This window comes from Pseudomonas sp. LH1G9, assembly GCF_002949975.1.
GTDB classification, from domain to species: Bacteria; Pseudomonadota; Gammaproteobacteria; order Pseudomonadales; family Pseudomonadaceae; genus Aquipseudomonas; species Aquipseudomonas veronii.
The window spans coordinates 5021514-5047500 of the sequence record NZ_CP026880.1 but is presented as its reverse complement, the minus strand read 5'-3'; the positions used below and the strand labels follow the sequence as shown (position 1 = coordinate 5047500).

At 62.0% G+C, this 25987-nt stretch carries 23 protein-coding genes; 8 read left to right on the top strand and 15 right to left on the bottom strand.

From position 1 onward, the window contains the following. Positions 1–4: 4 nt before the first annotated feature. Positions 5–436: a thioesterase family protein gene (locus C5F70_RS23270; RefSeq protein ID WP_046385048.1), complete on the top strand. Its 432-nt coding sequence runs from the start codon at positions 5–7 to the stop codon at positions 434–436. Between the two features lie 118 nt (positions 437–554). Here C5F70_RS23270 and C5F70_RS23265 read toward each other — a convergent pair whose 3' ends face one another. From C5F70_RS23265 to C5F70_RS23250, 4 genes are all read right to left on the bottom strand, one after another. Further along, a complete protein-coding gene (locus tag C5F70_RS23265) occupies positions 555–1031 on the bottom strand; it encodes a glycine zipper domain-containing protein (RefSeq protein ID WP_017848563.1) in 477 nt (158 codons plus the stop codon). 199 nt (positions 1032–1230) lie between these two features. Further along, positions 1231–3579 carry an FdhF/YdeP family oxidoreductase gene (locus C5F70_RS23260; RefSeq protein ID WP_017848562.1) on the bottom strand — a complete coding sequence of 783 codons (2349 nt, stop codon included), beginning with the start codon at positions 3577–3579 and terminating at the stop codon, positions 1231–1233. Continuing rightward, a complete protein-coding gene (fdhD, locus tag C5F70_RS23255; RefSeq protein ID WP_046385046.1) occupies positions 3576–4415 on the bottom strand; it encodes a formate dehydrogenase accessory sulfurtransferase FdhD in 840 nt (279 codons plus the stop codon). Before fdhD ends, C5F70_RS23260 begins: the two co-directional genes overlap by 4 nt. A 97-nt stretch (positions 4416–4512) precedes the next feature. After that, entirely contained in the window at positions 4513–5400 is an 888-nt protein-coding gene (locus tag C5F70_RS23250) for a LysR family transcriptional regulator (protein WP_017848560.1), read from the bottom strand. A 131-nt stretch (positions 5401–5531) separates the two neighbouring features. On the opposite strand from C5F70_RS23250, the gene lysM reads away from it, so the two are divergent. Continuing rightward, entirely contained in the window at positions 5532–5975 is a 444-nt protein-coding gene (gene lysM, locus C5F70_RS23245; RefSeq protein ID WP_017848559.1) for a peptidoglycan-binding protein LysM, read from the top strand. A gap of 42 nt (positions 5976–6017) precedes the next feature. On the opposite strand, the gene yrfG is transcribed toward lysM, so the two are convergent. Further along, positions 6018–6680 (bottom strand): GMP/IMP nucleotidase, encoded by a 663-nt coding sequence (gene yrfG, locus C5F70_RS23240; RefSeq protein WP_017848558.1) that lies wholly within the window; start codon positions 6678–6680, stop codon positions 6018–6020. 87 nt (positions 6681–6767) lie between these two features. On the opposite strand from yrfG, the gene nudE reads away from it, so the two are divergent. Further along, complete coding sequence (gene nudE / locus C5F70_RS23235) at positions 6768–7334, top strand: ADP compounds hydrolase NudE (protein WP_017848557.1); 567 nt, start codon at positions 6768–6770, stop codon at positions 7332–7334. Beyond that, the gene (gene cysQ / locus C5F70_RS23230) at positions 7331–8167 is read left to right on the top strand and encodes a 3'(2'),5'-bisphosphate nucleotidase CysQ (protein ID WP_017848556.1); all 837 of its coding nucleotides are present in this window, start codon (positions 7331–7333) and stop codon (positions 8165–8167) included. The genes nudE and cysQ overlap by 4 nt, the downstream gene beginning before the upstream one ends. Positions 8168–8243: 76 nt before the next feature. On the opposite strand, the gene C5F70_RS23225 is transcribed toward cysQ, so the two are convergent. The 4 genes from C5F70_RS23225 to rfbB all read right to left on the bottom strand — a co-directional run bounded on the left by C5F70_RS23225 (position 8244) and on the right by rfbB (position 13112). Next, positions 8244–8702 carry a YiiD C-terminal domain-containing protein gene (locus C5F70_RS23225; protein WP_017848555.1) on the bottom strand — a complete coding sequence of 153 codons (459 nt, stop codon included), beginning with the start codon at positions 8700–8702 and terminating at the stop codon, positions 8244–8246. A 26-nt stretch (positions 8703–8728) separates the two neighbouring features. Then, positions 8729–10114, bottom strand: coding sequence for a sigma-54 dependent transcriptional regulator (locus C5F70_RS23220; RefSeq protein WP_017848554.1), 1386 nt, complete (start codon positions 10112–10114; stop codon positions 8729–8731). Continuing rightward, complete coding sequence (locus C5F70_RS23215; protein WP_104904122.1) at positions 10111–11919, bottom strand: ATP-binding protein; 1809 nt, start codon at positions 11917–11919, stop codon at positions 10111–10113. The genes C5F70_RS23220 and C5F70_RS23215 overlap by 4 nt, the downstream gene beginning before the upstream one ends. Before the next feature lie 110 nt (positions 11920–12029). After that, positions 12030–13112, bottom strand: coding sequence for a dTDP-glucose 4,6-dehydratase (gene rfbB / locus C5F70_RS23210; RefSeq protein ID WP_046488737.1), 1083 nt, complete (start codon positions 13110–13112; stop codon positions 12030–12032). A gap of 154 nt (positions 13113–13266) precedes the next feature. Between rfbB and C5F70_RS23205 the strand changes: the two genes are divergently transcribed. From C5F70_RS23205 to C5F70_RS23190, 4 genes are all read left to right on the top strand, one after another. Then, positions 13267–16176, top strand: coding sequence for an aminotransferase (locus C5F70_RS23205; protein ID WP_104904121.1), 2910 nt, complete (start codon positions 13267–13269; stop codon positions 16174–16176). Positions 16177–16296: 120 nt separating this feature from the next. Further along, on the top strand, positions 16297–17403 hold the full coding sequence (gene aguA, locus C5F70_RS23200) for an agmatine deiminase (protein WP_104904120.1): 1107 nt from the start codon (positions 16297–16299) through the stop codon (positions 17401–17403). 234 nt (positions 17404–17637) lie between these two features. After that, positions 17638–17853 carry a hypothetical protein gene (locus C5F70_RS23195; protein ID WP_017848546.1) on the top strand — a complete coding sequence of 72 codons (216 nt, stop codon included), beginning with the start codon at positions 17638–17640 and terminating at the stop codon, positions 17851–17853. A 587-nt stretch (positions 17854–18440) separates the two neighbouring features. Next, positions 18441–19727, top strand: a complete 1287-nt coding sequence (locus C5F70_RS23190; protein ID WP_104904119.1) for an OprD family porin — start codon at positions 18441–18443, stop codon at positions 19725–19727. Positions 19728–19865: 138 nt separating this feature from the next. On the opposite strand, the gene C5F70_RS30675 is transcribed toward C5F70_RS23190, so the two are convergent. The 6 genes from C5F70_RS30675 to C5F70_RS23160 all read right to left on the bottom strand — a co-directional run bounded on the left by C5F70_RS30675 (position 19866) and on the right by C5F70_RS23160 (position 25954). Further along, positions 19866–20204, bottom strand: a complete 339-nt coding sequence (locus C5F70_RS30675) for a hypothetical protein (RefSeq protein ID WP_158683881.1) — start codon at positions 20202–20204, stop codon at positions 19866–19868. Positions 20205–20340: 136 nt separating this feature from the next. After that, the gene (locus tag C5F70_RS23180; protein WP_026140221.1) at positions 20341–21918 is read right to left on the bottom strand and encodes a M48 family metallopeptidase; all 1578 of its coding nucleotides are present in this window, start codon (positions 21916–21918) and stop codon (positions 20341–20343) included. Between the two features lie 13 nt (positions 21919–21931). Then, on the bottom strand, positions 21932–22297 hold the full coding sequence (locus C5F70_RS23175) for a hypothetical protein (protein ID WP_017848541.1): 366 nt from the start codon (positions 22295–22297) through the stop codon (positions 21932–21934). A 37-nt stretch (positions 22298–22334) separates the two neighbouring features. Then, positions 22335–23678 (bottom strand): CHASE2 domain-containing protein, encoded by a 1344-nt coding sequence (locus C5F70_RS23170; RefSeq protein WP_104904117.1) that lies wholly within the window; start codon positions 23676–23678, stop codon positions 22335–22337. A 339-nt stretch (positions 23679–24017) separates the two neighbouring features. Next, positions 24018–25016, bottom strand: coding sequence for an NADP-dependent oxidoreductase (locus C5F70_RS23165; protein WP_104904116.1), 999 nt, complete (start codon positions 25014–25016; stop codon positions 24018–24020). Positions 25017–25084: 68 nt separating this feature from the next. After that, positions 25085–25954, bottom strand: a complete 870-nt coding sequence (locus tag C5F70_RS23160; protein ID WP_104904115.1) for an alpha/beta fold hydrolase — start codon at positions 25952–25954, stop codon at positions 25085–25087. Positions 25955–25987 lie beyond the last annotated feature (33 nt).

Below are 25987 nucleotides of genomic sequence, written 5' to 3'. Positions count from 1 at the left end.
GCCGATGCCTGACTCCATGCCCCAACGCGCCGATTACCGGCACTTCCAGCCGATCATTACGCGCTGGCACGACAATGATGTGTATGGTCATGTGAACAACGTGACCTACTACAGCTTCTTCGACACCGCGGTGAATACCTACCTGATCGAACACGGTGGCTTGGATATTCATGACGGCGAGGTGGTGGGGTTTGTGGTGAGTTCGGCGTGTGATTACTTTGCTTCCGTCGCCTTTCCCGAGCGCATCGAAATAGGCCTGCGGGTCGGCAAGTTGGGCAACAGCTCGGTGCAGTATGAGTTGGCGGTGTTCAAGGCAGGCGAAGAGGACGCCTGTGCGGCAGGGCGCTTCGTGCATGTGTTCGTGGATCGGGGGACGAACCAGCCGGTGACGATTCCGGAGCGGTTGCGCGAGGCGTTGCAGCGCTTGCTGGCCTGACTGTGGGAGGGGGCTTGCCCCCGATAGCGGTGTATCAGCCAGCACATGGGTGACTGAAACTCGGCTATCGGGAGCAAGCTCCCTCCCACAGTGTTTCTTCAGTGTTCTTTAGATCTGATCAATCACGGTAGTGATGCTTGTTCTTGCGATGGCCATAGGCATGGCCACGGCCAGGGTGACCATCCCGGTAGTAGCGACGGTCGTCACGGCCACGGTAACGACGGTCGTCGTCATCGCTCTTGTTGCCCATGTAGTTGCCCAGCGCGCCGCCCGCGCCGCCGCCAGCGGCTGCGCCGATCAGGCTGCCGGTGGTGCCGCCCATGCTGCGGCCTACCACGTTGCCGCCCGCTGCGCCCAGGGCGCCGCCAATGGCTGCTTCGCCGCGGCTGCGCTTGTCAGCGCCGACCGCACTGCCGCCCGCGCCGCCCAGGGCTGCGCCGATGGCTGAACCGGTATTACCGCCGACCTGCTGGCCGACAACCGAACCGAGTACCCCGCCCAATGCGCCGCCTACACCGGCTTCGGTGGTGCCACCGGCCATGGCTGCGCCACTGACCAGGCCAAGGGACAACAAGAGAATCGAGGAGAACTTCATAGAGAGACCTCAAGAGGATGACGGCGCGATCCTGAGGCTGTGTCGACATTGTGACAATAGAAATCCGACCAGTAACACGACTTGTACACAATTCTCTAACTTACTGTTTTAGCTAGGGAACTTAAGTGATTTCGGCGGGTCTTTAGTTACTTCGGAACGGCCGCTTTTATGCAAAAGCGGCCTTTTTTGTGCCCGGGATTTACGCCGAGCGCGCCATGATCAGGCCATTGTCGCTCGCCGCTTCCAGGCGGATAGCCACAAATTTCGACGTCGGCGTATGGCTGCCATCCCCGGTGCTTTCCAAGGGCACCAGCGGGTTCACTTCCGGGTAGTAAGCCGCTGCCTGCCCCGCCGGAATATCGAACGCGAGCAAGGTGAAGCCTTTTACGCGGCGCTCACGGCCGTCTTCCCACAGCGACACGATGTCGGCCTTTTGCCCCGGCTTGAAGCCCAGGCGGATGATGTCGGCTTCGTTGACGAACAACACGTCGCGTTGACCTTTGACCCCGCGATAGCGGTCGTCCAGGCCATAAATGGTGGTGTTGTACTGATCGTGGGAGCGCATCGACTGCATGATCAGGTCCGGCACGTGCCCGGTGGCGTGGGTGCGTTCGTGGATCAGGTCCTTGGGCAGAACGTTCGGGCGGAAGTTGGCGCGGCCCGAAGGCGTGTTCCAGCGACGTGCCCCGGCGGCGTTGCCCAGGTAGAAACCGCCCGGGTTTTTGATCCGCTCGTTGAAGTCCTTGAAGCCTGGGATGGTGTCGGCGATCAGCTCGCGAATACGTCCGTAGTCGGCCACCAGCCAGTTCCAGTCCACCGGTTGGCTGCCCAGGGTGGCGGCGGCGATGCCGGCGAGAATGGCCGGCTCGGATTTCATCAGGCTCGACAGCGGTTGCAGCTGGCCGTTGGAGCCGTGGACCATGCTGAACGAGTCTTCCACCGTCACCGCCTGCGGGCCTTCGGCCTGGATGTCGATGTCGGTGCGGCCCAGGCACGGCAGGATCAGCGCGTCTTTGCCGTGCATCAGGTGGCTGCGGTTGAGCTTGGTGCTGATCTGCACGGTCAGGTCGCAATTGCGCAGGGCTTCGAAGGTGCGCGGGCTGTCCGGGGTGGCTTGGGCGAAGTTGCCGCCCAGGCCGATAAATACTTTGGCGCGGCCTTCCAGCATGGCGTGGATCGCCTCGACCACGTTGTGCCCGTTGGTGCGCGGCACCTGGAACTGGAAGCGCCGCTCCAGGGCGTCGAGGAACGCCACCGGCGGCCGTTCGTTGATGCCCATGGTGCGGTCGCCCTGCACGTTACTGTGGCCGCGCACCGGGCACAGGCCGGCGCCCGGGCGGCCGATATTGCCGCGCAGCAGCATCAGGTTGGCGATTTCCTGGATGGTCGGCACCGAGTGACGATGCTGGGTGATGCCCATCGCCCAACACATGATCACGTTCTTGCCTTTGGCGTACATGCGCGCCGCTTGCTCGATTTCCACCAGGGGCAGGCCGGACTGCGCGACGATTTCTTCCCAGGAGGTGTCATCGATCTGGCCGAGGTAATCGAGCACGTGGGTGGTGTGTTCGTTGAGGAAGTCGTGGTCGAACACCGCTGCCTTGCCTTCGGCCTGGGCCTGGCGCTCCCACAACAGCAGGAACTTGGCCATGCCGCGCAGGATGGCCATGTCGCCCCCCAGCGCCGGGCGGAAGTATGCGGTGTTGGTCGGCTTGTCGCCGTTGGTGAGCATTTCCAGCGGGTGTTGCGGGTGCTGGAAGCGTTCCAGGCCGCGCTCTTTCAGCGGGTTGATGCACACCACTTGAGCGCCGCGCTTCACCGCTTCGCGCAGCGGTTCGAGCATGCGCGGGTGGTTGGTGCCGGGGTTCTGGCCCCAGACGAAAATCGCGTCGGCGTGTTCGAAGTCGTCAAAGGTCACGGTGCCTTTGCCGACACCGACACTTTGCGCCAGGGCCACGCCACTGGCTTCGTGGCACATGTTCGAGCAATCCGGGAAGTTGTTGGTGCCGTAGGCGCGCACGAACAACTGGTACAGGTACGCCGCTTCGTTGCTGGCGCGGCCCGAGGTGTAGAACTCGGCCATGTCCGGGCTCGGCAGGGCGTTGAGGTGCTGGCCGATCAGCTCGAACGCCGCCTCCCAACTGATGGGCTGGTAACGGTCGGTCTGTGCGTCGTAGCGCATCGGCTCGGTCAGGCGACCCTGGTATTCCAGCCAATAGTCACTTTGCTCCAGCAACGCGGTGACGCTGTGCTTGGCGAAGAACGCGGCATCGACGCGGCGTTTGGTGGCTTCCCAGTTGACTGCCTTGGCACCGTTTTCGCAGAACTTGACCATGCCGCTTTCCGGCGAGTCGCCCCAGGCGCAGCCCGGGCAGTCGAAGCCGCCGTTTTGGTTGGTCTTGAGCATCATGCGCAGGTTTTTCAGCGCGTTGTCGCTGGTCAGCCATGCCTGCGCCACGCTGATCAGCGCGCCCCAGCCGCCTGCCGCACCCTTGTAAGGCTTGTAGCGCGGGGTTGGGGTTTGGTCGGCTTGGTGGTGATTGCTCATGGCTGTTTCTCCATCGCAGGGCTGTAGACCCGCGGCGCACTTTTCTGCGGCAGGTGGATGAGATTGAGGTTGTGCCGGCGTGCCCATTGCAGGGCCAGGCCGGTGGGCGACGACAGGCTGACCAGGGTCTGGATGCCCGCGCGCAGGACTTTCTGGATCAACTCAAGGCTGCAACGGCTGGTGACAATGGCCAGGCCGCCTTCGCTTGGAATCCGTTGGCGGATCAGCGCGCCGATCAATTTATCGAGGGCGTTGTGTCGGCCGATGTCTTCGCGGCCCAGCAGCAGTTCGCCCTGGTTGTTCATGAACACCGCCGCATGCACCGCGCCGCTGTGCTGGCCCAGAGGCTGGAACGCGCTGATGCGCTGGCGCAGGCCGTCGAGCCACTCCGCCGGCGGCAGGGGCGCGCCGGGCAGTACCTCAAGGTCCGGCAGGGCGTGTTCCAGCGCTTCCACGCCGCACAACCCGCAACCGCTGGTACCGGCCAGTTGGCGGCGCTGCTGCTTGAGGTTCCAGAACGCGCGACTGGAAATCTGCACCTGAGCGTACTGGGCAGAGCCCGTGCCGCTGAGTTTCAGGTCATAAATGTCGCTAACGTCGGCGATAATGCCGCTGCCGATACTGAAGCCTACAATGAAGTCTTCGAGGTCCGTCGGCGTCACCAGCATCACGGCCTGGCTGATGTCGTTATAGGCAATCGCCAACGCCACTTCTTCCGCCAACGCGGTGCTGGCGACTTCCGTGTGTTCGAGCGTGCAAAACTGGTAGCTCTGGCTGGCGGCGGGCGCGGGCGTTTGAACAGCGGGCGCCGCGCAGACTGGGCGCTTGGCGTTCATGAGGCAGTACCGACGGCGGATGGGTCAGTGTTTAGACTAGGCGCGACAAAGCGTCGCGTCTAATTGCCAGTACTGATCTACCGATAGATGACGTCGATCAAGACTCGGTTTGCGATTTCTGAAACAGCGCGAAACACGCTTCCGCCAACGCAGAGCGCGGGGCGCTGCGGCGCATGATCAGCCCCAGGCGCGCCAGGGTGTGGGCGTCTTCGATCGGTTGCAGGCGCAGATGCTCGGTCAGCGCATCCAGGCCACCGTCCAAGGGCATCACCGCACAGCACAGCCCGCCGTGAACCGCTTGTAACAACTGATGGACCGCGTCTGTCTGCAACAACGGTTGCGGGTGCAGGCCCCGGCTATGGAAGTTGTGATCGATGGACTGCCGGAAGTGCATGCCGCTGGTGAGCATGCCCAGCGGCAGTTCGATCAGGGCTTCCCAGCTCAGGGGCTTTTCGCCGAAGCTGAAATAGCGTTGGTCGTACAGCAGGCCCATGCGGGTTTCGCCGAGGGCCAGGGAGTCGAAGCGCTCGTTGTCCAGGCGGTCGAGGTAGGACACGCCGAGGTCCAGGCGATTGCTCGCCAATTGTTCGAGGATCTGTTCAGAGCTGAGGGCCGACAGCTCAAAGCGCAGGCTTGGGTGTTCTGTGTGCAGTTGCTGCATCAGCGCCAACGGATCGAAACTCGACAGCGGCACTACGCCCAGGCGCAACGTCCCCACCAGGTTGCCGCGACAGGCTGCGGCTTCGGCCAGCAGGCCGTCATACGCCGCCAGCACCGTGCGCGCCCAGGCCAGCACGCGCTCACCCGGGGCGGTGAAACCTTCGAAGCGCTGGCCACGGTTGACCAGTGGCAGATCAAGTTCTTCTTCGAGGCTGCGCAGGCGCATCGACAGGGTCGGCTGGGTGATATGGCAACGCGCGGCCGCCTGGCCGAAGTGGCGCGTCTCGTCGAGGGCGATGAGGAATTTCAGTTGCTTGATGTCCATCTTCGCTCCAGGGCTTATTCCAATGGCGGGGGGATTCTAGCGTGTTTGGGTCTTTAGGCGGCTGGGAACCCAGATCTGTTGGGCTGGTCTAGTCTTTGGCATCTGGAACTCAAACCCAAGGAGAGAGCAGCATGAGTATTTTGAGCTTTGTTAAGGAAGCCGGCGAAAAGTTGATCGACCTGTTGACGCCGGGTAATGCGAACGCCAGCGAGCAGTTGAAAGAGCATGTGGCCAAGGTCGGTCTGGGTAATCCGAACGTACAGACCACGGTTGACGGCGACAAGGTGACCGTGACCGGCGAAGTCGCCAGCCAGGAAGAGAAAGAGAAGATCCTGCTGGCGCTGGGCAATATTGCCGGGGTCGCGAGTGTGGATGACCAGATCAAGGTCACCGACCCCGCACCGATTGTGGCGGCGCGTTTTGTCGTGGTGAAAAAGGGCGACACCCTCAGCGCGATTTCCCTGGCGGTGTACGGCAACGCCAATCTGTACAACAAGATCTTTGAGGCCAACAAGCCGATGTTGTCGCATCCGGACAAGATCTACCCGGGGCAGACGCTGCGTATTCCCGAGTAGTACACGCGGTAAACCTGTGTGGGGGCTTGCTCCCACATGGGTTCAGAGTCCGACAATGAGATCCCGGTAGTCCTCGACTGCCGCAAATTCCCCGGTGTCCTTTGGCCCTTTTTTGCTGTCCGGCTCTTTCACCGCCAGCAAATGCCCCACGCCGAAGTCCCTGGCGCTGCGCAGGATCGGCAAGGTGTCGTCGATGAACAGGCTGCGCGCCGGGTCGAAGTCGATATCGGCCTGCAGGGCGTCCCAGAACTGTGGGTTTTCCTTGGCGAAACCGTAGTCGTGGGAACTGATCATCCGCTCGAAATACGGCGCCAGCTCGATGCGTTCCATCTTCAATGACAGTGAATCACGGTGCGCGTTGGTGATCAGGATCACGCGCTTGCCGGCCTGTCGGATCGCCGCCAGAAACGTATCGGCATCCGCACGCAGGGCGATCAGGTGGGCGGTTTCCTGCTTGAGTTCGCGCACCGGGATTTTCAGCTCGGCACTCCAGAAATCCAGGCAATACCATTGCAACTGGCCGGCGTTACGCTCGAACAGAGGCTGCAACTCCATCTCGGCCATGGCACGGCTCACCCCGTGCAACTCGGCGTAGCGTTGGGGCAGGTGCTCCATCCAGAAGTGGTTGTCGTAATGCAGGTCGAGCAGGGTGCCGTCCATGTCCAGCAGGACGGTGTCGATGGCGTGCCAGGGCAAAGAGGGCATGGGGCGTTCTCACGTAAGTAAAGATATCCGACACAGACAATCGGAAAAGCCACGGTATAGTAACCCGATCACCCCAAGGAGCCGCTTATGCGCCAGAAACCCACCGTCCTCTCCCGCGAAATAGTCGCCAGTAGCCGTTTGTTCCGCGTGGAAGCAGTGCAATTGCGCTTTTCCAACGGCGTAGAACGGACCTACGAACGCCTGGTGGGGCGCGGTGCCGGCTACGGCGCGGTGATGATCGTGGCGATGATCGACGCCGAGCATGCGTTGCTGGTGGAGGAATACTGCGGCGGGACCGACGAATACGAGCTTTCGCTGCCCAAGGGTTTGATCGAGCCGGGCGAGGATGTGCTGGCGGCGGCGGACCGTGAACTCAAGGAAGAGGCCGGCTATGGCGCGCGCCAGTTGGAGCACCTCACCGAGCTTTCGCTGTCGCCTGGCTACATGAGCCAGAAAATCCAGGTGGTACTGGCCACCGATCTGTATGAAGAACGCCTGGAAGGCGATGAACCCGAGCCGATGCGTGTAGACCGGGTCAACCTGCGCGAGCTGGCGCAACTGGCGCAAAACGAGCAGTTCAGCGAAGGCCGCGCCCTGGCCGCGCTGTACCTGGTACGAGACCTGTTGACCCAGCGTGGAGTGTTCAGCGCATGAGCGAATTGTTTCTAGGCCACCCATTCATTGCCCCGGTGATCGAGCTGGCGCGCCAGGCCGGTGAAGTCATCATGCCGTTCTGGCGCGCCAATGTGGCCGTGACGTCCAAGTCCGATAATTCACCCGTGACGGCGGCGGACCTTGCCGCCCATCATCTGATTCTCGCCGGCCTTACCGCGCTGGACCCGAGCATCCCGGTGCTTTCTGAAGAAGACGCCGATATCGACCAGAGCGTGCGTGCCGGCTGGCAGCGCTGGTGGTTGGTGGACCCGTTGGATGGCACCAAGGAATTCATTTCCGGCAGCGATGAGTTCACTGTCAACATCGCGTTGATCGAACAGGGCCGCGTGGTGTTTGGCGTGGTGTCGATGCCCACCAGCGGCCGTTGCTACTTTGGCGGCGCGGGCCTGGGGGCGTGGCGCTCCGATGTGAACGAAGCGCCCAGGCCGATCCAGGTGCGCCTGGCCCCGGCCGCCGGCGAGGCGTTTACCGTGGTTGCCAGCCGCCGACACAGCAGCCCTGAGCAGGAGCGTTTGCTCCAGGGCTTGAGCGAAGGCTTGGGTGAGTTGAAGCTGGCGAATATCGGCAGCTCGTTGAAGTTTTGCCTGTTGGCCGAAGGCAGTGCCGATTGCTACCCGCGCCTGGCGCCGACCTCCCAGTGGGATACCGCCGCAGCCCAGGGCGTGCTCGAAGGTGCGGGCGGCGAAGTGCTGGAGTTGAGCGGCGAGCCGTTCAGCTATCCGGCGCGGGAATCGTTGCTGAACCCGTTCTTCCTGGCGCTGCCGGCCAAAGCCGCGTGGCGCGAACGCCTGCTCACCCTGGCCCGCGCTTAAGGCCTCCGCAGATCAACATGTGGGAGGGGCGGTGCGACGATTTGACTTGCTCCCACTTTGTTTTGTGGCGCGGCGGCTAGCGGTGCAGGACGTACTGGCCGCTGAAAACCACTGCGCGCTCGTCACTGCCGTCATTCACAATCCACGTTTCCAGGGTCAACCGCGCGCGGCCATAGCGCTTGTACGTCGCCACAAAGCGCTTCCACACTTTCTCCTCCGGCGCCTGGCAGATCACGGTCGCGTCTCGTGTGACCGGCAGCGGGTAACTGATCTGCCCTTCCTGGATCACGATATGCCCGTCTTCGAGAATGCCTTCTTCGCGCAACTGCAAGTGCAGCCAACCCCAACCCGCCAAGACCGCGCCGCAATAGAGGCTGCCGCCGAACATGGTGCTCTTGTGGTTGATATTGGCTTGCAGGGGCAAGTGCAGTTGCAATTGGCCGTGTTGCCAGTCGAGCACCTTGAGGCCCATTTCCCGGGTGAGGGGGATGTCGTGGTGGAGGATAGATTCCAGGTAACGGCTGTCGCGGCTCATGGCGGCCTCTTGGTGGGTAGGGTGGGTCATTCGTCGTCGCTGCTGTGGCTGGCGCTGTCGGCAAAGTTGAGGCCGTGCTTGCGCAGTTTGTCATGCAGGGTCTTGCGCGGTACGCCGAGGGCTTCGGCGAGGCTGCGCAGGGAACTGTGGGGGCGGCTCAGTTCGGCGGCGATCAGGCTTTTTTCGAACTGTTCGACTTGTTCGCTCAGGCCGCCGGGGGTGGAGGTCAGCAGGCCGGCGGAGAGATTGTCCGGGGTGTTGTCCAGCGCCAACTCCAGGCCCAGGGCGAAGCGCTCGGCGGCGTTCTGCAATTCCCGCACATTGCCCGGCCAACTGTGGCGCAGCAGCAGCGCGCGCTGGCCCGGCTGCAATTCGTGCAGCGGCAGGCCATGGCGGCTGCTGGCTTCGTCGGCAAAGTGCTGGAACAGCATCAACGCATCTTCACCGCGCTCACGCAGCGGTGGAATGCGCAACGGCGCGACGTTGAGGCGGTAATACAAGTCGGCGCGGAAGCGGCCCTGGTCGGCGGACTGGCGCAGGTCTTCCTTGGTGGCGGCGATGATGCGGATATCCAGCGGGATCAGTTGATTGCCGCCCAGGCGCTCGACCACGCGCTCCTGCAGCAGGCGCAGCAGCTTGACCTGCACGTCCAGGCTCATGCTTTCGATTTCGTCGAGGAACAATGTGCCGCCGTTGGCGAATTCGAATTTGCCGATGCGGCGTTTTTGCGCGCCGGTAAAGGCGCCCGGCTCGTGGCCGAACAGCTCGCTTTCGACCACCGACTCGGCGAGCGCGCCGGCGTTGATCGCCACGAAAGGCCCGCTACGCCGACTCGACAAGTCGTGCAGTGCGCGGGCGACCACCTCTTTGCCGGCGCCGGTTTCGCCGAGGATCAGTACATCGGCCTTGGTTGCCGCCAGCGCGCCGATCTGCTCGCGCAGGCGCAGCATTTGCGGGGAATGCCCGACCAGGCGCGTGCTCAATTGCTGGCGATCGCTGAGGGCCAGGCGCAGGCTGCGGTTATCCAGCACCAGCCGGCGCAGGGCCAGGGCGCGGCGCACGCGGTCGAGCAGGGCGTCGCTGGCGAACGGCTTTTCGAGGAAGTCATACGCACCGGCACGCATGGCCTGCACCGCCAGCGGTACATCGCCGTGGCCGGTGATCAGCAGCACCGGCAGCTCCGGGTCCTGGCCGTGCAGCTCGGCCAGCAGCTCCAGGCCGTCCATGCCAGGCATGCGGATATCGCTGACCACCACGCCCGGCCAATCCCGCGACAGCTGTGCGGTGAGGCCGGTGGCTTCGCCCAGGGGCAGGACTTTCAGCCCGGCCAGGTCCAGGGTCTGGCACAGGGCCTGACGCAAGTGTGGATCGTCGTCGATCAACACCACCTGAATCTGGTTATCGATACTCATACACTGCGGTCCTCGGACGGTTGCAGACTGACGCCCGGCGAGCCGGCACGCAATTTCAAGGTTAACAGCGCGCCGCCTTGCTTGTGGTTGGCAAACAGCAGTTCGCCACCAAAGGCACGCATCAAGGTGTCACAGATCGCCAGGCCCAGCCCGAGGCCCTGGGTGCGGGTCTTGGTGGTATAGAACGGCTCGCTGGCGCGTCCCAGGGCTTCCATGCAAAACCCCGGGCCGTTGTCGCGAATGTACAGGTTGACGCCCTGCTCGGTGGTTTCGGCACTCAGCCAGAGTTTGCGCGGCGGGCCTTTTTCGGTGAGGGCGTCGAGGGCATTGGCCAGCAGGTTGCCCAGCACCTGGCGTAGACGGGTTTCACCGGCCTCGACCCACAAGGTCGCCTCGGGCAAATCGCGGATCAGCTCGACTTCCATCGCGCGCCGCCGTTTGGCCAGCAACGCCAGCGCGTCGTCCAGCGCCGGTTGCAGGGCGACGCTTTCCGGCGCATGCCGATCGCGGCGGGCGAACGCGCGCAAGTGGGCGATGATCGAGGCCATGCGGCCGGTCAGTTCGCTGATCAGTTTGAGATTGCCGCGCGCGTCGTCGGTTCGCTCATGGTCGAGCAGGATTTCGGCGTTTTCCGCGTAGCTGCGAATCGCCGCCAGGGGCTGATTGAGCTCGTGGCTGATGCTCGCCGACATGGTGCCCAGCGCCGACAGTTTGCCCGCCTGCACCAGGTCGTCCTGGGCGCGCACCAGTTCCTGCTGCGCATGTTCACGCTCCAGCACTTCCTGTTTCAGGCGCCGGTTGAGCCCTTCCAGGTCGCTGGTACGCTCGGCCACGCGCATTTCCAGTTCGCGTCGGGCCTTGGCTTCGAAGGCGATGCGGTCCAGGTAGTGCCGACGGCGCTGCATCATCAGGCCCAGCAGCAACATCAGCACCAACAGCGTGGCGCCGCCCACCGCGACCACGGTGCGTACCGGGCGGTTGATCAACGATTGTGGCGCGAGGATCGCCACGTTCCAGCCGGTTTCGGCGATGGCCGTGGATTGGCGCAGCCAGGCCGTCGGGCTCAAGGCCAGCGGTTGCGGATCGCGGGTCGGGTAGGGCTGGATCGCGATGATCGCCTGGTGCTCTTCGTCCGTCAGTGGCCGGGTGGCGCGGAACCGCCATTGCGGGCGCGAGGTCAGGATCACGACGCCGTTGTGGTCGGTGACCAGCAGTTGCTCGGGGGTGTTGCCCCACAGGCTTTCGGTGTGGTCCAGGTCGACCTTGACCACCAGCACACCGATGACTTTCTCGCCGTCGCGCACCGCGGCGGCGAAGAAGTAGCCGCGTTTGGCCGAGGTGGTGCCCAAGCCGAAGAATCGGCCCAGGCGTCCGGCCATGGCTTCGCTGAAATACGGGCGGAACGAGAAATTGCGCCCGACGAAGCTGTCTTGCTTGTCCCAGTTGGACGCAGCGAGGGTCTTGCCGGTGGTGTCCATCAGGTACATCACTTCGACCCCGGCCTGGGCGGCGACGTCCTTGAGCAACAGGTTGGCGTTGGCCAGGTTGGTACTGACCTGCGGTGCCGCCAGCGCGGTGCGCAGGGCTGGCAAGTCGCCGAGGATCTGCGGCAGCACTTCATAGCGGTGCAGGGTGCCCAGCAGGTTGGCGACGTACAGGTCGAGGGTCTGGCGGTTCTGCCCGGCCAGTTCGCTGCGGTAGTAGCGCTCGGCCAGGTGCTCCAGCGGCCACAGCAGCGGCGCCAGGCACAGCGCCAACAGGGCGAGGCTGCGCCAGCGGGGTCTTCGCGGGAGGGGTGGGGTCATGGGAGTCATGCGCCTGAGGGTACAGGCGCATTATGCCTAGTGCTGCTGTGCAAGACACTCGCGCAATGCGTCTTGCCACTGTGGCCCGTGGGCCTATGCGATCCCCTTCATCATGCAAGCAGATCCTTCATGTCGGTATTGCCCAATCGTTCGCCCTGATAACTGCCGTCCTGGACTCTGCGGCACCATTCCAGGTTATCGAGGTACCACTGCACGGTTTTGCGCAGCCCGGTTTCAAAGGTTTCTTGCGGCACCCAGCCCAACTCGCGTTCGATCTTGCTGGCATCGATGGCGTAGCGCTGGTCGTGGCCGGGGCGGTCCTTGACGAAGGTGATCAGGTCGGCAAAGTGCGCGACACCGGCCGGGTGTTGCGGTGCCAGCTCTTCCAGCAGGGCGCAGATGCTGCGTACCACGTCGATATTCTTCTGCTCGTTGTGGCCGCCGATGTTGTAGGTCTCGCCGACCACGCCTTCGGTCACCACCTTGAGCAACGCACGGGCGTGGTCTTCGACGAACAGCCAGTCGCGGACCTGCAAGCCGTCGCCATAGACTGGCAACGGCTTGCCAGCGAGGGCGTTGAGGATCACCAGGGGGATCAGCTTCTCGGGGAAATGAAACGGCCCGTAGTTGTTCGAGCAGTTGGTCAGCAATACCGGCAGGCCATACGTGCGCTGCCAGGCGCGAACCAGGTGGTCGGACGCAGCCTTGCTGGCCGAGTAGGGCGAGCTGGGGGCGTAGGGCGTGGTTTCAGTGAACAGATCGTCCACGCCGTGCAGGTCGCCGTACACCTCGTCGGTGGAGATGTGGTGGAAGCGGAACGCGCTCCTGGCCGGCTCTGCGAGCGTTTGCCAATACGCGCGGGCGGCTTCCAGCAGGCTGTAGGTGCCGACAATGTTGGTCTGGATAAAATCCGACGGGCCGTCGATGGAACGGTCCACGTGGGACTCGGCCGCCAGGTGCATGATCGCCTGGGGCTCGAAGCGCGCGAGCACGGCGCTGACGGTGGCCTGGTCGACGATATCGGCCTGGACGAACTCATAGCGGCTGTTGGACGCGATGCTGGTCAGCGACTCCAGGTTGCCGGCGTAGGTCAGTTTGTCCAGGTTGAGCACTTCGTGCTCGGTGTGTTGAATCAGGTGGCGGATCAGGGCAGAGCCGATGAAACCAGCGCCGCCAGTGACAAGAATGCGCATGTTCGGAGGGCCTTTTCCTTGGACGGACGTTAAGCGGATGGAGCATAGCTTGAGTTGTGCGGCAGGGTCGCGCAAGCACGGTATGCGAAGGGGTTGCCTAACCCCCCTCAATAATGGCGATATAAGCGCCTGACAAAAAAACCGAGGTCGCCCCATGTTGCTCGCTACGTTGATCCATCGCGCCAGCCTACCCTGCCCGCAAGTGGGGCCCGACCAGGCGATTCGGTTACTTGAGCAGCATTACGGCCTCACTGGCACCTTACGGTCCCTGGGCAGCCAACAAGACCTCAACTACAGCGTCGACACCAACCATGGCCGCTTTGTTCTGAAAATCTGCCTGGGCGACTACGCCGCCGTCGAATTGCACGCCCAGCATGCCGCGCTCCACGCCTTGCAGGCGCAGGACGGGTTGCGCGTCCCCCGAGTCATCAAGGCCCTGACCGGTGAGGACCTGCTGACCGTGACCGTCGACGGGCAAACCCTGCACCTGCGGCTGTTGGATTACATCGACGGCCAGCCCTTGACCCACCTGCCTCACGTGGGCCGCGAGGTCATCGCAGGCTTCGGTGACTTGTGCGGGCGGATGAGCCAGGCGCTGGCCGATTTTGCGCATCCGGGCCTGGAGCGGACCCTGCAATGGGACCCGCGCCACGCGCAGGAACTGATCAGCCACCTGCTGGCGACCCTGCCAGACCTGCCCCACCGCGCGGCATTGGAGCAAGTCGCCGAGCAGGTCGGTGAGCGCATTCGGCCCCTGGCGGATCACTTGCCGTGGCAAGCGGTACACATGGACATTACCGATGACAATGTGGTCTGGCAGCGCGATGCCCTGCGTCATTGGCAGATCCAGGGGGTGATCGATTTCGGCGATCTGGTACACACCTGGCGCATCGCCGACCTGTCGGTGACCTGCGCCGCCTTGCTGCACCATGCCCAGGGCGATCCCTTTGCCATTTTGCCGGCAATCCAGGCCTGTCATGCCGTTACGCCGTTGCAGCGCGAAGAACTGCAGGCGCTATGGCCGCTGATCGTCGCCCGTGCGGCGGTGCTGGTGCTCAGCAGCGAACAGCAGCAACGCCTGGACCCCGATAACGACTACCTGTTGAAAAACGCCGAGCATGAGTGGGAAATTTTCCAGGTTGCAACGTCGGTGCCGTTTGAATTGATGGAGGCGGCGATCCTGCTCTGTGTCGGGCAGACGCTGCCACCGATCGCCAGCGAGGGGTTCGCGCCGCTCTTGCCGGGGCTGGTGGGACGCGAGTTCGCGCTGATCGACCTGGGAGTGCTCAGCCCACACTTCGAAGCGGGCAATTGGGAGCAGCCGGGGATTGACCGGCGCTTACTGGACGAGGCTGCGGCGGTTCACGGGTTGGCCGCCAGTCGCTACGGCCAATACCGTTTGTCGCGCACCTGCCCGGACAGCGCCACCGAGCCGCAGACGTTCCCGCTGCATGTCGAGTTGCACCTGCCCCACGGTACAGCGGTGGAGGCGCCCTTCGCTGGGGTGCTGCGTGTCGGTGCCGATGGCTTGCTGTGCGTGCAGGATGGTCCGTTGAGCCTGCGCTTGTGGGGCGTAAGCACCTCGTTGAGCGCGGGAGCGGCGGTGGTGGAAGGGCAAATACTGGGCGAGGTCCATGCCCCCCTGACCGTGCAATGGTGCCGCGCTGACGTTGAGCCACCGCTGTTCTGCACGCCGAGCCGGGCGTCGGCGTGGCAAGCGCTATGCCCGTCACCCTCGGCGCTGCTGGGGCTGGCCTGCGATGCCGAACCCGAGCTCGACCCCCAAGCCCTGCTGGCGCGACGCGACGCCAGCTTCGCGCGCTCGCAGAAGCACTATTACGTCGATCCGCCGCGCATCGAACGAGGCTGGCGCAACCATCTGATCGACATGCAGGGGCGCTCCTATCTGGACATGCTCAACAACGTCGCCGTGCTCGGCCATGGTCACCCCCGCATGGCAGCGGTGGCAGCGCGGCAGTGGTCGCTGCTCAACACCAACTCGCGCTTTCACTATGCGGCGATTGCCGAATTCTCCGAGCGCTTGCTGGCGCTGGCGCCGGACGGCATGGACCGGGTCTTCCTGGTCAATAGCGGCACCGAGGCCAATGACCTGGCCATCCGCCTGGCCTGGGCCTACAGCGGCGGGCGCGACATGCTCAGTGTGCTGGAGGCCTACCACGGTTGGTCGGTGGCGGCGGATGCGGTGTCCACGTCGATTGCCGATAACCCCAAGGCCTTGAGCAGTCGTCCGGACTGGGTTCACCCGGTGACCGCGCCCAATACCTATCGCGGCGAGTTCCACGGGCAGGACAGCGCGCCGGATTACGTGCGAAGTGTGGAACACAACTTGGCGAAAATCGCCGCGAGCCAGCGCCAACTGGCCGGCTTCATCTGTGAGCCGGTGTATGGTAATGCCGGGGGCATCTCCCTGCCGCCGGGCTATTTGCAGCAGGTGTATGCGTTGGTGCGCGCCCAAGGTGGCGTGTGCATCGCCGATGAGGTTCAGGTGGGTTATGGCCGCATGGGGCATTTCTTCTGGGGCTTTGAAGAGCAGGGCGTGGTGCCCGATATCATTACCATGGCTAAGGGCATGGGCAACGGTCAGCCGTTGGGGGCGGTGATCACCCGTCGCGAGATTGCCGAGGCGCTGGAGGCCGAGGGGTATTTCTTCTCGTCTTCGGGGGGCAGCCCGGTCAGTTGCCGGATCGGCATGGCGGTGCTGGATGTGATGGAGGAAGAAAAGCTCTGGGAAAACGCCCAAGTGGTCGGCGCGCATTTCAAGGCGCGGCTGGAAGCCCTGATCGATCGTCACCCGTTGGTCGGCGCGGTTCATGGGTCCGGCTTCTATCTGGGCCTGGAGCTGGTGCGCGACCGGCATACCCTGGAACCTGCCACCGAAGAGACCACACTGCTGTGCGACCGCTTGCGTGAGCTGGGGATTTTCATGCAGCCGACCGGTGATTACCTGAACATTCTCAAGATCAAGCCGCCGATGGTCACCTCCAGACGCAGTGTGGATTTCTTTGTCGACATGCTGTCGAAGGTGCTGGATGAACAGCTATAAATAATCGATTGTTATCGGTTAAATGCTGTCATATTTATCGGCTATATTGTTTTGATGCTTTTAAGGCCGATTTTTATCGGTTATAAAGTCGGCCTTCACCCTTTCGGAGCCCTGATCGCCATGACCACCCTGCACAGCACACCTCGCGCCGATGGCTTTCATATGCCTGCCGAATGGGCGCCACAGACCCAGGCCTGGATGATCTGGCCCGAGCGCCCGGACAACTGGCGCCTGGGTGGCAAGCCGGCGCAGGCCGCGCACGTGGCGGTGGCCAAGGCTATCGCGCGTTTTGAGCCGGTCACCGTGGCGGTTTCCGCCGGCCAGTACGAAAACGCCCGTGCCCGCCTCGACGTGCCCAATATCCGTGTGGTGGAAATGTCCAGCGACGACGCCTGGGTGCGCGACACCGGCCCGACTTTCGTGATCGACAACCGTGGCGAAGTGCGCGGCGTAAACTGGGATTTCAACGCCTGGGGCGGTTTTGACGGCGGCCTGTATGCGCCGTGGAACCGTGACGCGCAGGTCGGCGGCAAGATCCTCGAGATCGAGCGTGCGCCGCGCTACCGCACCGAAGGGTTTGTGCTGGAAGGCGGCTCGATTCATGTCGACGGCGAAGGCACCCTGATCACCACCGAAGAATGCCTGCTCAACCGCAATCGCAACCCGCATCTCGACCGTGCAGCCATCGAGGCGGTGCTGAGCGCCAACCTGGCTGTGGATAAGATCATCTGGTTGCCAGACGGCCTGTTCAACGACGAAACCGACGGCCATGTGGATAACTTCTGCTGCTATGTACGCCCGGGCGAAGTGCTGCTGGCCTGGACCGACGACCCGCAAGACCCGAACTACTCACGCTGCCATGCCGCCATGGACGTGCTGCAAAGCAGCACCGATGCCCGGGGCCGCTCGTTCACAGTGCATAAAATGCCGATTCCGGGGCCGCTTTATGCCACCGAAGCAGAGTGCGCGGGTGTGGACCCGATGGACGGCAGCCAGGAGCGCAACCCTTCCGTGCGTCTGGCCGGTTCCTACGTCAACTTCCTGATCGTCAACGGCGGCATCATCGCGCCGAGCTTCGACGACCCGCTGGACAACCAGGCCCGTGAAATCCTGCAGAACCTGTTCCCGCAGCACGAAGTGGTGATGGTGCCGGGCCGCGAACTGTTACTGGGTGGGGGCAATATCCATTGCCTGACCCAACAACAGCCTGCCCCGCAGAAAAATTGAGTGCGGTTGTAACAACGTCGGAGCGACGACCGAGCGCCACTCGGTTCTAGCGTTCACAGCAAGCCCGCGGCCCCGTAAGGCCGTGGGCTTTTTTGTGTCCAACTGCCTATAAATACTGCACATTGGCATAGCTCTTGTATTGGTATTGTCACAGTGGCCCACGGTGATGACTGCGCAGTTCTGTCATAAACCTTGAGTAAGTTAGCCGCTCATGCAGTAGGAGAGAGCGCTGAAATGAATGTCGATATCAACTTGATGCACACGCGCACGTTCCACCCCGTGCGAGTCAACAGTGACGAAATCCATGCGCTGGCGCTCTGGTTGAAGGCACATGGCTCACGGCAGGTCAGGCAGCCGCCCGATTTATTCAGTGTGATGAGTGAGCGCTACCCGGCAGGCTTGTTCAGCGACGAAGAAATGCACGCATTGTGCGAATTGATGAATAACTGAGAACTCGCCGATCAACCATCGGCGAGGGAACATGTTCGCTATTGCGGTGTGCCCTTCACTGAATAAGTGATTGAGCTATACCTGTCGCGAGCAGGCTCTCATTTAAAGTCGGTTCAGTCTCAGAAACGGCAGGTTCCCCTCACCATGATGTGACGACAGATCTTCGGGCTGAATCTGCGTCACATGGTTCGCTTAAGCGCATAAGACCTTACTTGAGAATAATGACAATTATTTGCATTTGGGCGCATGCCTGTTCCCACGCGTTCGACTTATAAAATATGTTAGTGAGTCCGTATTTTTTCTGTATGGATAAGACTTCCAGGCGATGGCCAAAGCGCTGTAGGCCGTGGCTTAGAATTTTTTTGCCTAAATACAGACGATTCGCGAAATTGACACATAGTTCAACGCGAGACTAGCATTGCGTCTAACGCCTGTGGCTAACAGCCATGACTTAACCAATAAGAAAAGGCCCGCGGCAGTTCAGTCGTCCGCGGGCTTTGTTTTTTTCGGAAAAAGTCGACACCAAAACAGCAATATGGAGCCTGGTGTCATAGCGCGTACTCAACCAGAAATAAGGAATATAAGAAATGTTGAAACAACGGATGAGTCTGATCGCTCTGGGGATTTTGAGCGCATCGACAGCCATGGCAAACGACCAGGAGCAATCCAAGGGTTTCGTTGAAGACAGCCACCTGAACATCGCCGCACGTAACGCTTACATCAGCCGTGACTACAAGAACGGCAAGCAAGACAAGGCCGAATGGGGCCAAGGCTTCATCGGCAAGTTCGAGTCCGGTTTCACCCAAGGCACCGTCGGTGTGGGTGTGGACGTGATTGGCCAATACGCCATTCGCCTGGACGGCGGTAAAGGCCGCAGCGGCGCGGGCGGTATCGACTTCTTCAAGCAAGGCGACAGCGGCTCGGCTGCCAACGACCTGGCCAAAGGCGGCGCGGCGGTGAAGTTCCGCCTGTCCAACACTGTGCTCAAGTACGGCGACCAGTTCCCGAACGTGCCCGTGCTGGCTTACGACAACTCTCGTCTGTTGTCGGAAACCTACACCGGTACCTCGATCGTTTCCAAAGAGATCGAAGGTCTGCAACTGGACGCGGGTCACTTCACCAAGGAAGCGCGTAAGAGCGCTGAAGGTACCGACAGCGGCCGTCTGAAAAGCATCGATTACATCGGTGGTAGCTACAAATTCACCGAAAGCCTGTCGGCAGCGCTGTACGCCTCCGACATGCAGGACGTGCTGAAGAAGCAATACGTCAACGTCAACTACGTACTGGCCCTGCCGGAAAAGCAGTCGCTGACGTTTGACTTCAACGGCTACAAGACCAAGCTGGATCGCAGCTTCGCCCTGGAAAACCAAGGTGATGCAGACGCGCGCGACAACAAAATCTGGAGCCTGGGCGCCACGTGGGCTGTTGGTCCGCACAGCTTCACCGTCGCTCACCAGCGCAGCACCGGCGACACCGGCTACCTGTACGGCGGCTACCGCAACGATGGCGGCATCGGCGACGGCGGCAACACCATCCTGCTGGCCAACTCCTACTGGTCCGACTTCAACGGCAAGGACGAGCGTTCGTGGCAAGCGGCCTACGGCATCGACTTCGCTACCTTCGGTGTACCTGGCTTGACCTACAACGTGGCTTACGTGCGCGGTACCAACATCGACGACGGCAGTGGCCGTGGCGATGGCACCGAGCGTGAAATCTTTAACCAGTTCAAGTACATCGTCCAGAGCGGCCCGGTCAAAGACCTGAGCCTGCGTGCTCGTGCCTCGTGGTTGCGCGTTTCCAACAACGCTGACAAGTACAACGTAGGCGGTAACGAATTCCGCCTGTTCGCCGACTACCCGATCAACGTTTTCTAATTGATCCGGCGTCGCGCCTGATTGCAGGCGATAAAAAACCCCGACTGGTTCGGGGTTTTTTTATGTCGCGGGTTCAGTCCTGCCGGTTTTGCAGAATCTTGCGGGCGAGGGATGCGTTGACGTAGTCGGTCATCAGCGTCAGGCCTTCAAAGGGTTCGATCCTCTTGTTGTCGATGCACAGCTGCGCCATCTGCAACAGCACCTCGCCATCGCCACCACCTGGCTTACCAGCACGTAGGGCAACAACCGGCTGCCCAGGGAAAATACCTGCAGCAACTGTTCTCGCGACTGTTGCGCGCGCCGCCCCGCCCATTGCGTACCGGCCAGCGCGGCCACGCCGATCAGCACGTTGACATAGGCTTGGGCTTGTTCGGGAACCCGCGCGCCCTCGGTGGCGCGCTGCAATTGCCATGTTCCAACGCCGGCCAGCAGCAAGGGAAAAATGATCAGCAGGAAAAGCAGTTTTATGGCGTTCATGGGAGTCCGTTCGCAACGCAGAAAGCGAACGTTTATACCGAAGAACAGGTGGGGTGGGCGAGAGGAGCGGTCTTCCCGGGCGTTAGGAAAAAGCGCCGCGGGAAGGAGGAGGGCTCTGTAGGCTAAATCGTCAGCCTCAGGCTTTGGCTGGCGCCAGTTTCTTGCAGTTTGCCTTGCGGGTCGGGTATTGCTCGCACTTGCGCAGCACGGTTTGCACCTGCTGCGCGTTCTGCAGTTGCTGGTTGGCCAGCAACTTCTCGGTGATGAACAGCTCTTCCGAGCCCAGGTTGCGTTCGGCCTTATCGATCATCGCCAGTGCCGATTGCCCGTCGCCGCGCTTGAGGTGGTAGCTGATCATCAGGTCATAGGTCGACGGGCCGGCCAGGCTCCAGTCCTTGATGGCCTGCAACTCTTTCAAGGCTTCGCCGCTGTTGCCCTGGGCCAGGCGCACGGTATACGCCGTGCGCCGGATGCTTGGCTGGTCCTTGACCGGCGAGGCCAGGGCTTTGCGGATAAACCCGTCGGCCGCAGGCAGCTTGTTTTTCTCCAGGGCGTCGTTGGCGAAGTAGGCGTCCTTGTAGCCCTGCATGGCCTTGGCCACTTGTGGCGTACTTTTGATCTTCGCCCAGCTCTCGGGGTTGATGCGCGCGCGGCGCTCCTGGCGGTACTCGCGCTGCAGGTACTGGCGCAACTCGGTGTCGCGATCCATCGCCGACATGTGGGAGCGATTGAAATACTGGGTGGTCGCGGAAATGCTGGTGGTCAGCCCATCTTTGACCAGCACGTCCAGCTCCTGGGTGAAGCGGTTGAGATTGAACTGCTGCAGCGAATCCTGCATGGCGTTCTTGCGCGCGGTCAGGAAGCCGCTGAGCAACGGTTTCTGTTTGCCCTGGAAGTCGTTGAGGCGCTCCAGGCTATGGGTGGCGGCACGGGGCGCGTAACCGGCGCGGATCATCAAGTCGGTGCCGAGCAGGTCGGCCTGGTCTTCCTGGGTGCGGCCCCACGCGGTGCTCCACACATGGTCGGAAAACGTGTTGGCCAACGTGGTGTAGAGCACGGTGTTGCCGATGGTTTTCTGGGTGCCGGCGGGGTCTTTGCTGAACAGCTTCATCGTGCCGGAACTGCGGTCCACGCCGGTATCGGCGGCCATGGTGGCCAAGGCCACGGTGGAGGCCACTGTGGTGAACATCTCTTTCTGCTGCTGGAAGGCCGCCATGCGGTCATGGTGATGCAGCAGAACGTGGCTCATTTCGTGGCCGAGCATTGCAGCGATTTCATCTTCGCTGCCGACGTTGTCCAGCATGCCCAGCGGCACGAACACATTGCCGTAAGGGTCCGCCGAGGGCCCGAAGCTGTAGCTGTCGGTGATTTTCACCTGCAAGGCCGGCAACTCCCCCGGCCAACCTTTGGACAGGCGCGTGACAATCCCCTGCAGATACACCTGCAGCATCGGGATATCCACCAGGTTCTGCTGGCGTGCTTCGGCCGCCGGTACGGCGCGCCCGTCATAGCTCAAGCGCTGCTGGCTCTGGCGTTGCGGGTCGAGCTTGTAGTACTGGCGCACGTCGGTGTTATCCACGTAGTGGCCCTGGACCCTGGATTGGGTCGACGGACCCACCAGGTTCAGGAACGCCTGGTCGGCGCCCTTCAACGTCGCGCAACCACTGAGTACCGTGCTGGCCAGTAAGCTGGCTGCCAATAGAGATCCCTTCACCGCACCGCTCCTTTTATTGATTGCAGCCCGCACCAAAACCGATGGTGGAGTTGTTGCGGCTGTCTTTGGTCTGGCTCTTGGTCAGGCCCTGGCAGGGCAGGTCGACCACATTGAGTGGCGGTTCGATGCGCAGGTCCATGGTGTCCAGCCAGACCTTCTGACCCGCCAGCTCAACCTGCACCAGATCCAGCGCCTTGTTGTACTGCAACACGGGGACGGGTTGGGTCGGCGCGTCTTTTTTCGGCAGCTCGCGCTGTTGTTTACCTTGTTCATCCAGCACCGCCACCGGGTCGGCCAGAAACGCCTTGATGCTGTGGGTTTCCGCCCAGGCACCCTGGGTGAAGAGTGCAACGAGCACGACGATCAGACTTCTGTTCATCCTTGGATTCCTTGAGTCAAATGACAAAGCGACGCGCTCAACGATCGCGATCGAAGAAGGCTTCGATACGTTCGCTGAACAGCACCAACGACAGCAAAACAATGCCCAACACGTTCACCGGCGTGATGTGGCTGACGCTCAGCAGCACACTCACCGAGACGAGCACCGACATCACCAGCAGCCATGACGGGCACGGCGAAGAAAAAAACCAGATTTCCTGGCGCCGCCACCGGCTCCAGGTGCGCTGACCCGCCAGCCGCCGCGCGTGCAGCGCCTTGAGCACGGCTATCAACGCCAGCAGGCCCAGTTCGAGCAGGTCCAGCCAATTAAAGGGCAGGCCAGGGAAGTTGGCAGGCTCATGGTCATAGTCCATGCCCGCATTGATCAGGTTGTCGAGGGCCATGGCATGCAGATAAACGCCAGGTAGCTGGCCGTGTACCGGCGACTCCACCAGATCACCCGTCGAGGTGATATTGGCCCCGACCAGGACCAGACGGTCGCGCAGCAACTCGGCGACCAGGGCTTGGTCGTCCGGGTCGCTGACTTCCAGGTCGCTGGCCGCCAACGTCAGCGTATAAGGGCAGCGTGCCTGCTCCGAGTCATCGAGTTTCCAGAACACCGCCTGAAGCAACTGCGCCAGGCCATCCAGCAAAAAATGCCGCGCCGGTGCGCAGTGGCGCACGTCGGCGATCCGCGCCTGTTCCGGTGCCAGCTTCAGCCCCCATTGCACCGCGATCGGTTGCCGGCGTGCGGCGGTTTGGGCGTCCACCGGCGGCGATGGGCAGGCCTGTGTCCCACAGAATGCGCGGTACAGCGCCAGGGCCGGTGTTTCCATCAGGCCTATGGGCGTATTCACCGCCAGCGGGTACTTGTCATCGACTCCATCCCATGCCACCAGGCCCGGGCGGCTGACCTCGACAAACGGTGCCAGCGTATTGGCCTGGCCTGCCTCACCCCGCGCCACCCCGGTATTGGCCAGCCACAACGGAATGCCCTGGCGTTGATAGCGCTCGAACACATTCGCCAATAACTGACTGCCCCGTGCCGGGTCGCCGAAAGAGTGGTCATGGCTGTAGAGCAAGTCGACAAACACCGCCTTGGGTTTGAACGCCAGCAAGCGCTTGAACAACTTGCTCTGCTCGCCATAGGGCATCGGCCAGGAGGTGGCGTTGCGCATCAGGTACGCGTCATCGATCAACACCACCGCCACCCGCTGCTGCCCTTCATGGGCGTAGTGGCTGGCGAACATCCGGTTGAGCCACTGCGCCGACGCCTTGTCGCTGGAACTGGCCAGGCCGAAAGGATCGAGGATCGCCAGCAGCACGATGAGGGCCGCCAGCCAATAGCGGCGGTATTTGAACAGCGGGGGGGGCGACAACATCCATGTCTCGATAAAAGGCAGCAGCAAGACAGGGTTTTTAACGTGGTGGGGAGGGGGTGTCAATTGGAAAGGTGGCGAAATGCCATATTCTGTGTGTGAATTGCCGGCGCAACCTGAAACATCGTGAGCAGGCACAAACAAAAAGGCTCATCTTTCGGCGACCCTTTCCCGTTACTGCTCAAGCATCAAGCTACGCCAAATGATTATCGGCGCTTCCACAGGTACGACTTGCGGTTGCAACGGCGCCTGTGTGTGCGGTGGCGGTTCCTCTGGTTCAGGCGCTGGGGGCTGATACCTGGCGGCGTGCGCGTTATCGACTGACATATTGTTGGAGTGCGCTTATTGGAGAGTGATGATGACTTTGCCTTTTGATCTGCCCTGCTCGACGTAGCGCAACGCCTCTGCCGTCGATTCAAAAGGGAAGGAACGATCGATGACCGGTTTGATGACGCCAGCTTCGATAAGCGAGCTGATTTTTTGCAGTTGTACGCCGCTGGCCCGCATAAACAGAAATGCATAGTTCACCCCGTGCTTGCGGGCTTTTCTACGAATACCGTTGCTCAGCAGGCGCATGACTTGTCGCAGCATCCAGGACAAGCCTTGCGCTTGGGCAAAGGCTGCCGTCGGTGGCCCGGAGAGGGAGATGAGCTGTCCACCGGGTTTGAGAACCTCGACCGATTTCATCAGCACATCCTTGCCCTGGCTGTTCAATACCACGTCGAAATCGTGTAATTCGCTCGCAAAGTCGTGCTTCTTGTAGTCGATGACCACATCCGCCCCGAGCGCCTTCACCCATTCGACATTCGCCGTACTGGTGGTGGTCGCAACAAAAGCGCCGAGGTGTTTGGCGAGCTGGATGGCAAACGTGCCGACACCGCCGGAGCCGGCATGAATCAACACCTTCTGGCCTTTTTTCAGCTGGGCGGTCTCAACCAGCGCCTGCCAGGCCGTCAAGGCGGCCAAGGGGACGGACGCCGCTTCGGCCATGTCCAGGTTCGAGGGTTTCAGCGCGAGCGCGTTTTCGTTCACGGCGATCAGTTCGGCAAACGTGCCAATGCGATCCTCGGGAGGGCGTGCATAGACTTCGTCTCCCGGGTTGAACCGCGTCACCGCCGAACCTGTGCGAACGACCACCCCCGCCAGGTCGTTGCCCAAGACCAATGGAAATGTATAAGGCAGGATCAGTTTGAATTCGCCGGTTCTGATCTTCGAGTCCAACGGGTTCACGCTCGTTGCATGTACCTGGATCAGAACGTCATGCACACCGACCGCAGGGTCGGGCACTTCGCCAAGCAGTCCGTTCTGCTTGCCGTAGCGGTCGATAAAAAATGCCTTCATGTTGCAACGCTCTTGTCGGTGGAATGAGAACGGGGCGCGGCCCCGGCAACGTTGATGCGATGAGACGTTCAGGCGTCGAGGAACGCCAAGGCCTTGCTCACGAAATCGCCTGGGTGCTGGAAAATGCTGCCATGCCCGGCGTCCGGGTAAATGACCAGTTGCGCGGCAGGGATTCGCTTTGCCAGCTCAAGCGAGTTGACCGTGGGCACCATGATGTCGTTGTCGCCGTTGGCGATCAGCGTCGGCATCTGCAAGCGCCCGAGGTCTTGCGGCGCCTGCCTGCCCCACGCAGTAATGGCTTTTAATTGCCGAAAAAACGCACGGGGTGTCGGGCCTTTGTCCCGGTCTTGCTGGCGCTCTTTCAGCCGTTGCAAATACTCGGACGCGGCGCGTTGTCCGTTGGCCGTGCCGGTAAAGAACAGGTAGAACTTGGGATCGCGTAGCGTCAGCAGCCCCTTGAGCATCAACGGCCAGGTCACCGAGCCGACGTTGTCGATGCCTGTGCCGCCGGCCGGTCCGGTTCCGGTGAGGATCAGCCGGCGCACGCGTTCGGGGGCTTTCAGGGCGATGTCTTGAGCGACGAAGCCGCCGAGTGAAAAGCCGAGCAGGTCCACCTTGTCCAAACCCAACGCACGGATAAAACCGATGCCATCGTCAGCCATTTCACCGACGGTCAACGGCGCGACGCCCCCCGAGCCACCGATACCACGGTAATCGGTGGTGATGACACGCCGGTTTTTCGCCAGACCGTCAATGATCCTGGGGTCAAAGTTATCCAGCACTGCCCCCCAATGGTTGAACATGACCAGCGGCACCTGCGTTCTGGGGCCCAGATCGCGGTAGGCAAAAGGTATCCCGCCCACCAGAACCGACTGGTTCGCCGCGTGGATAAATGACGACGGTGAACCGGGATGATTGCTGCTAGCCAAAAAAGTCATGTTTAATCCGTGCGATTGCGGAGCGGGCCGACC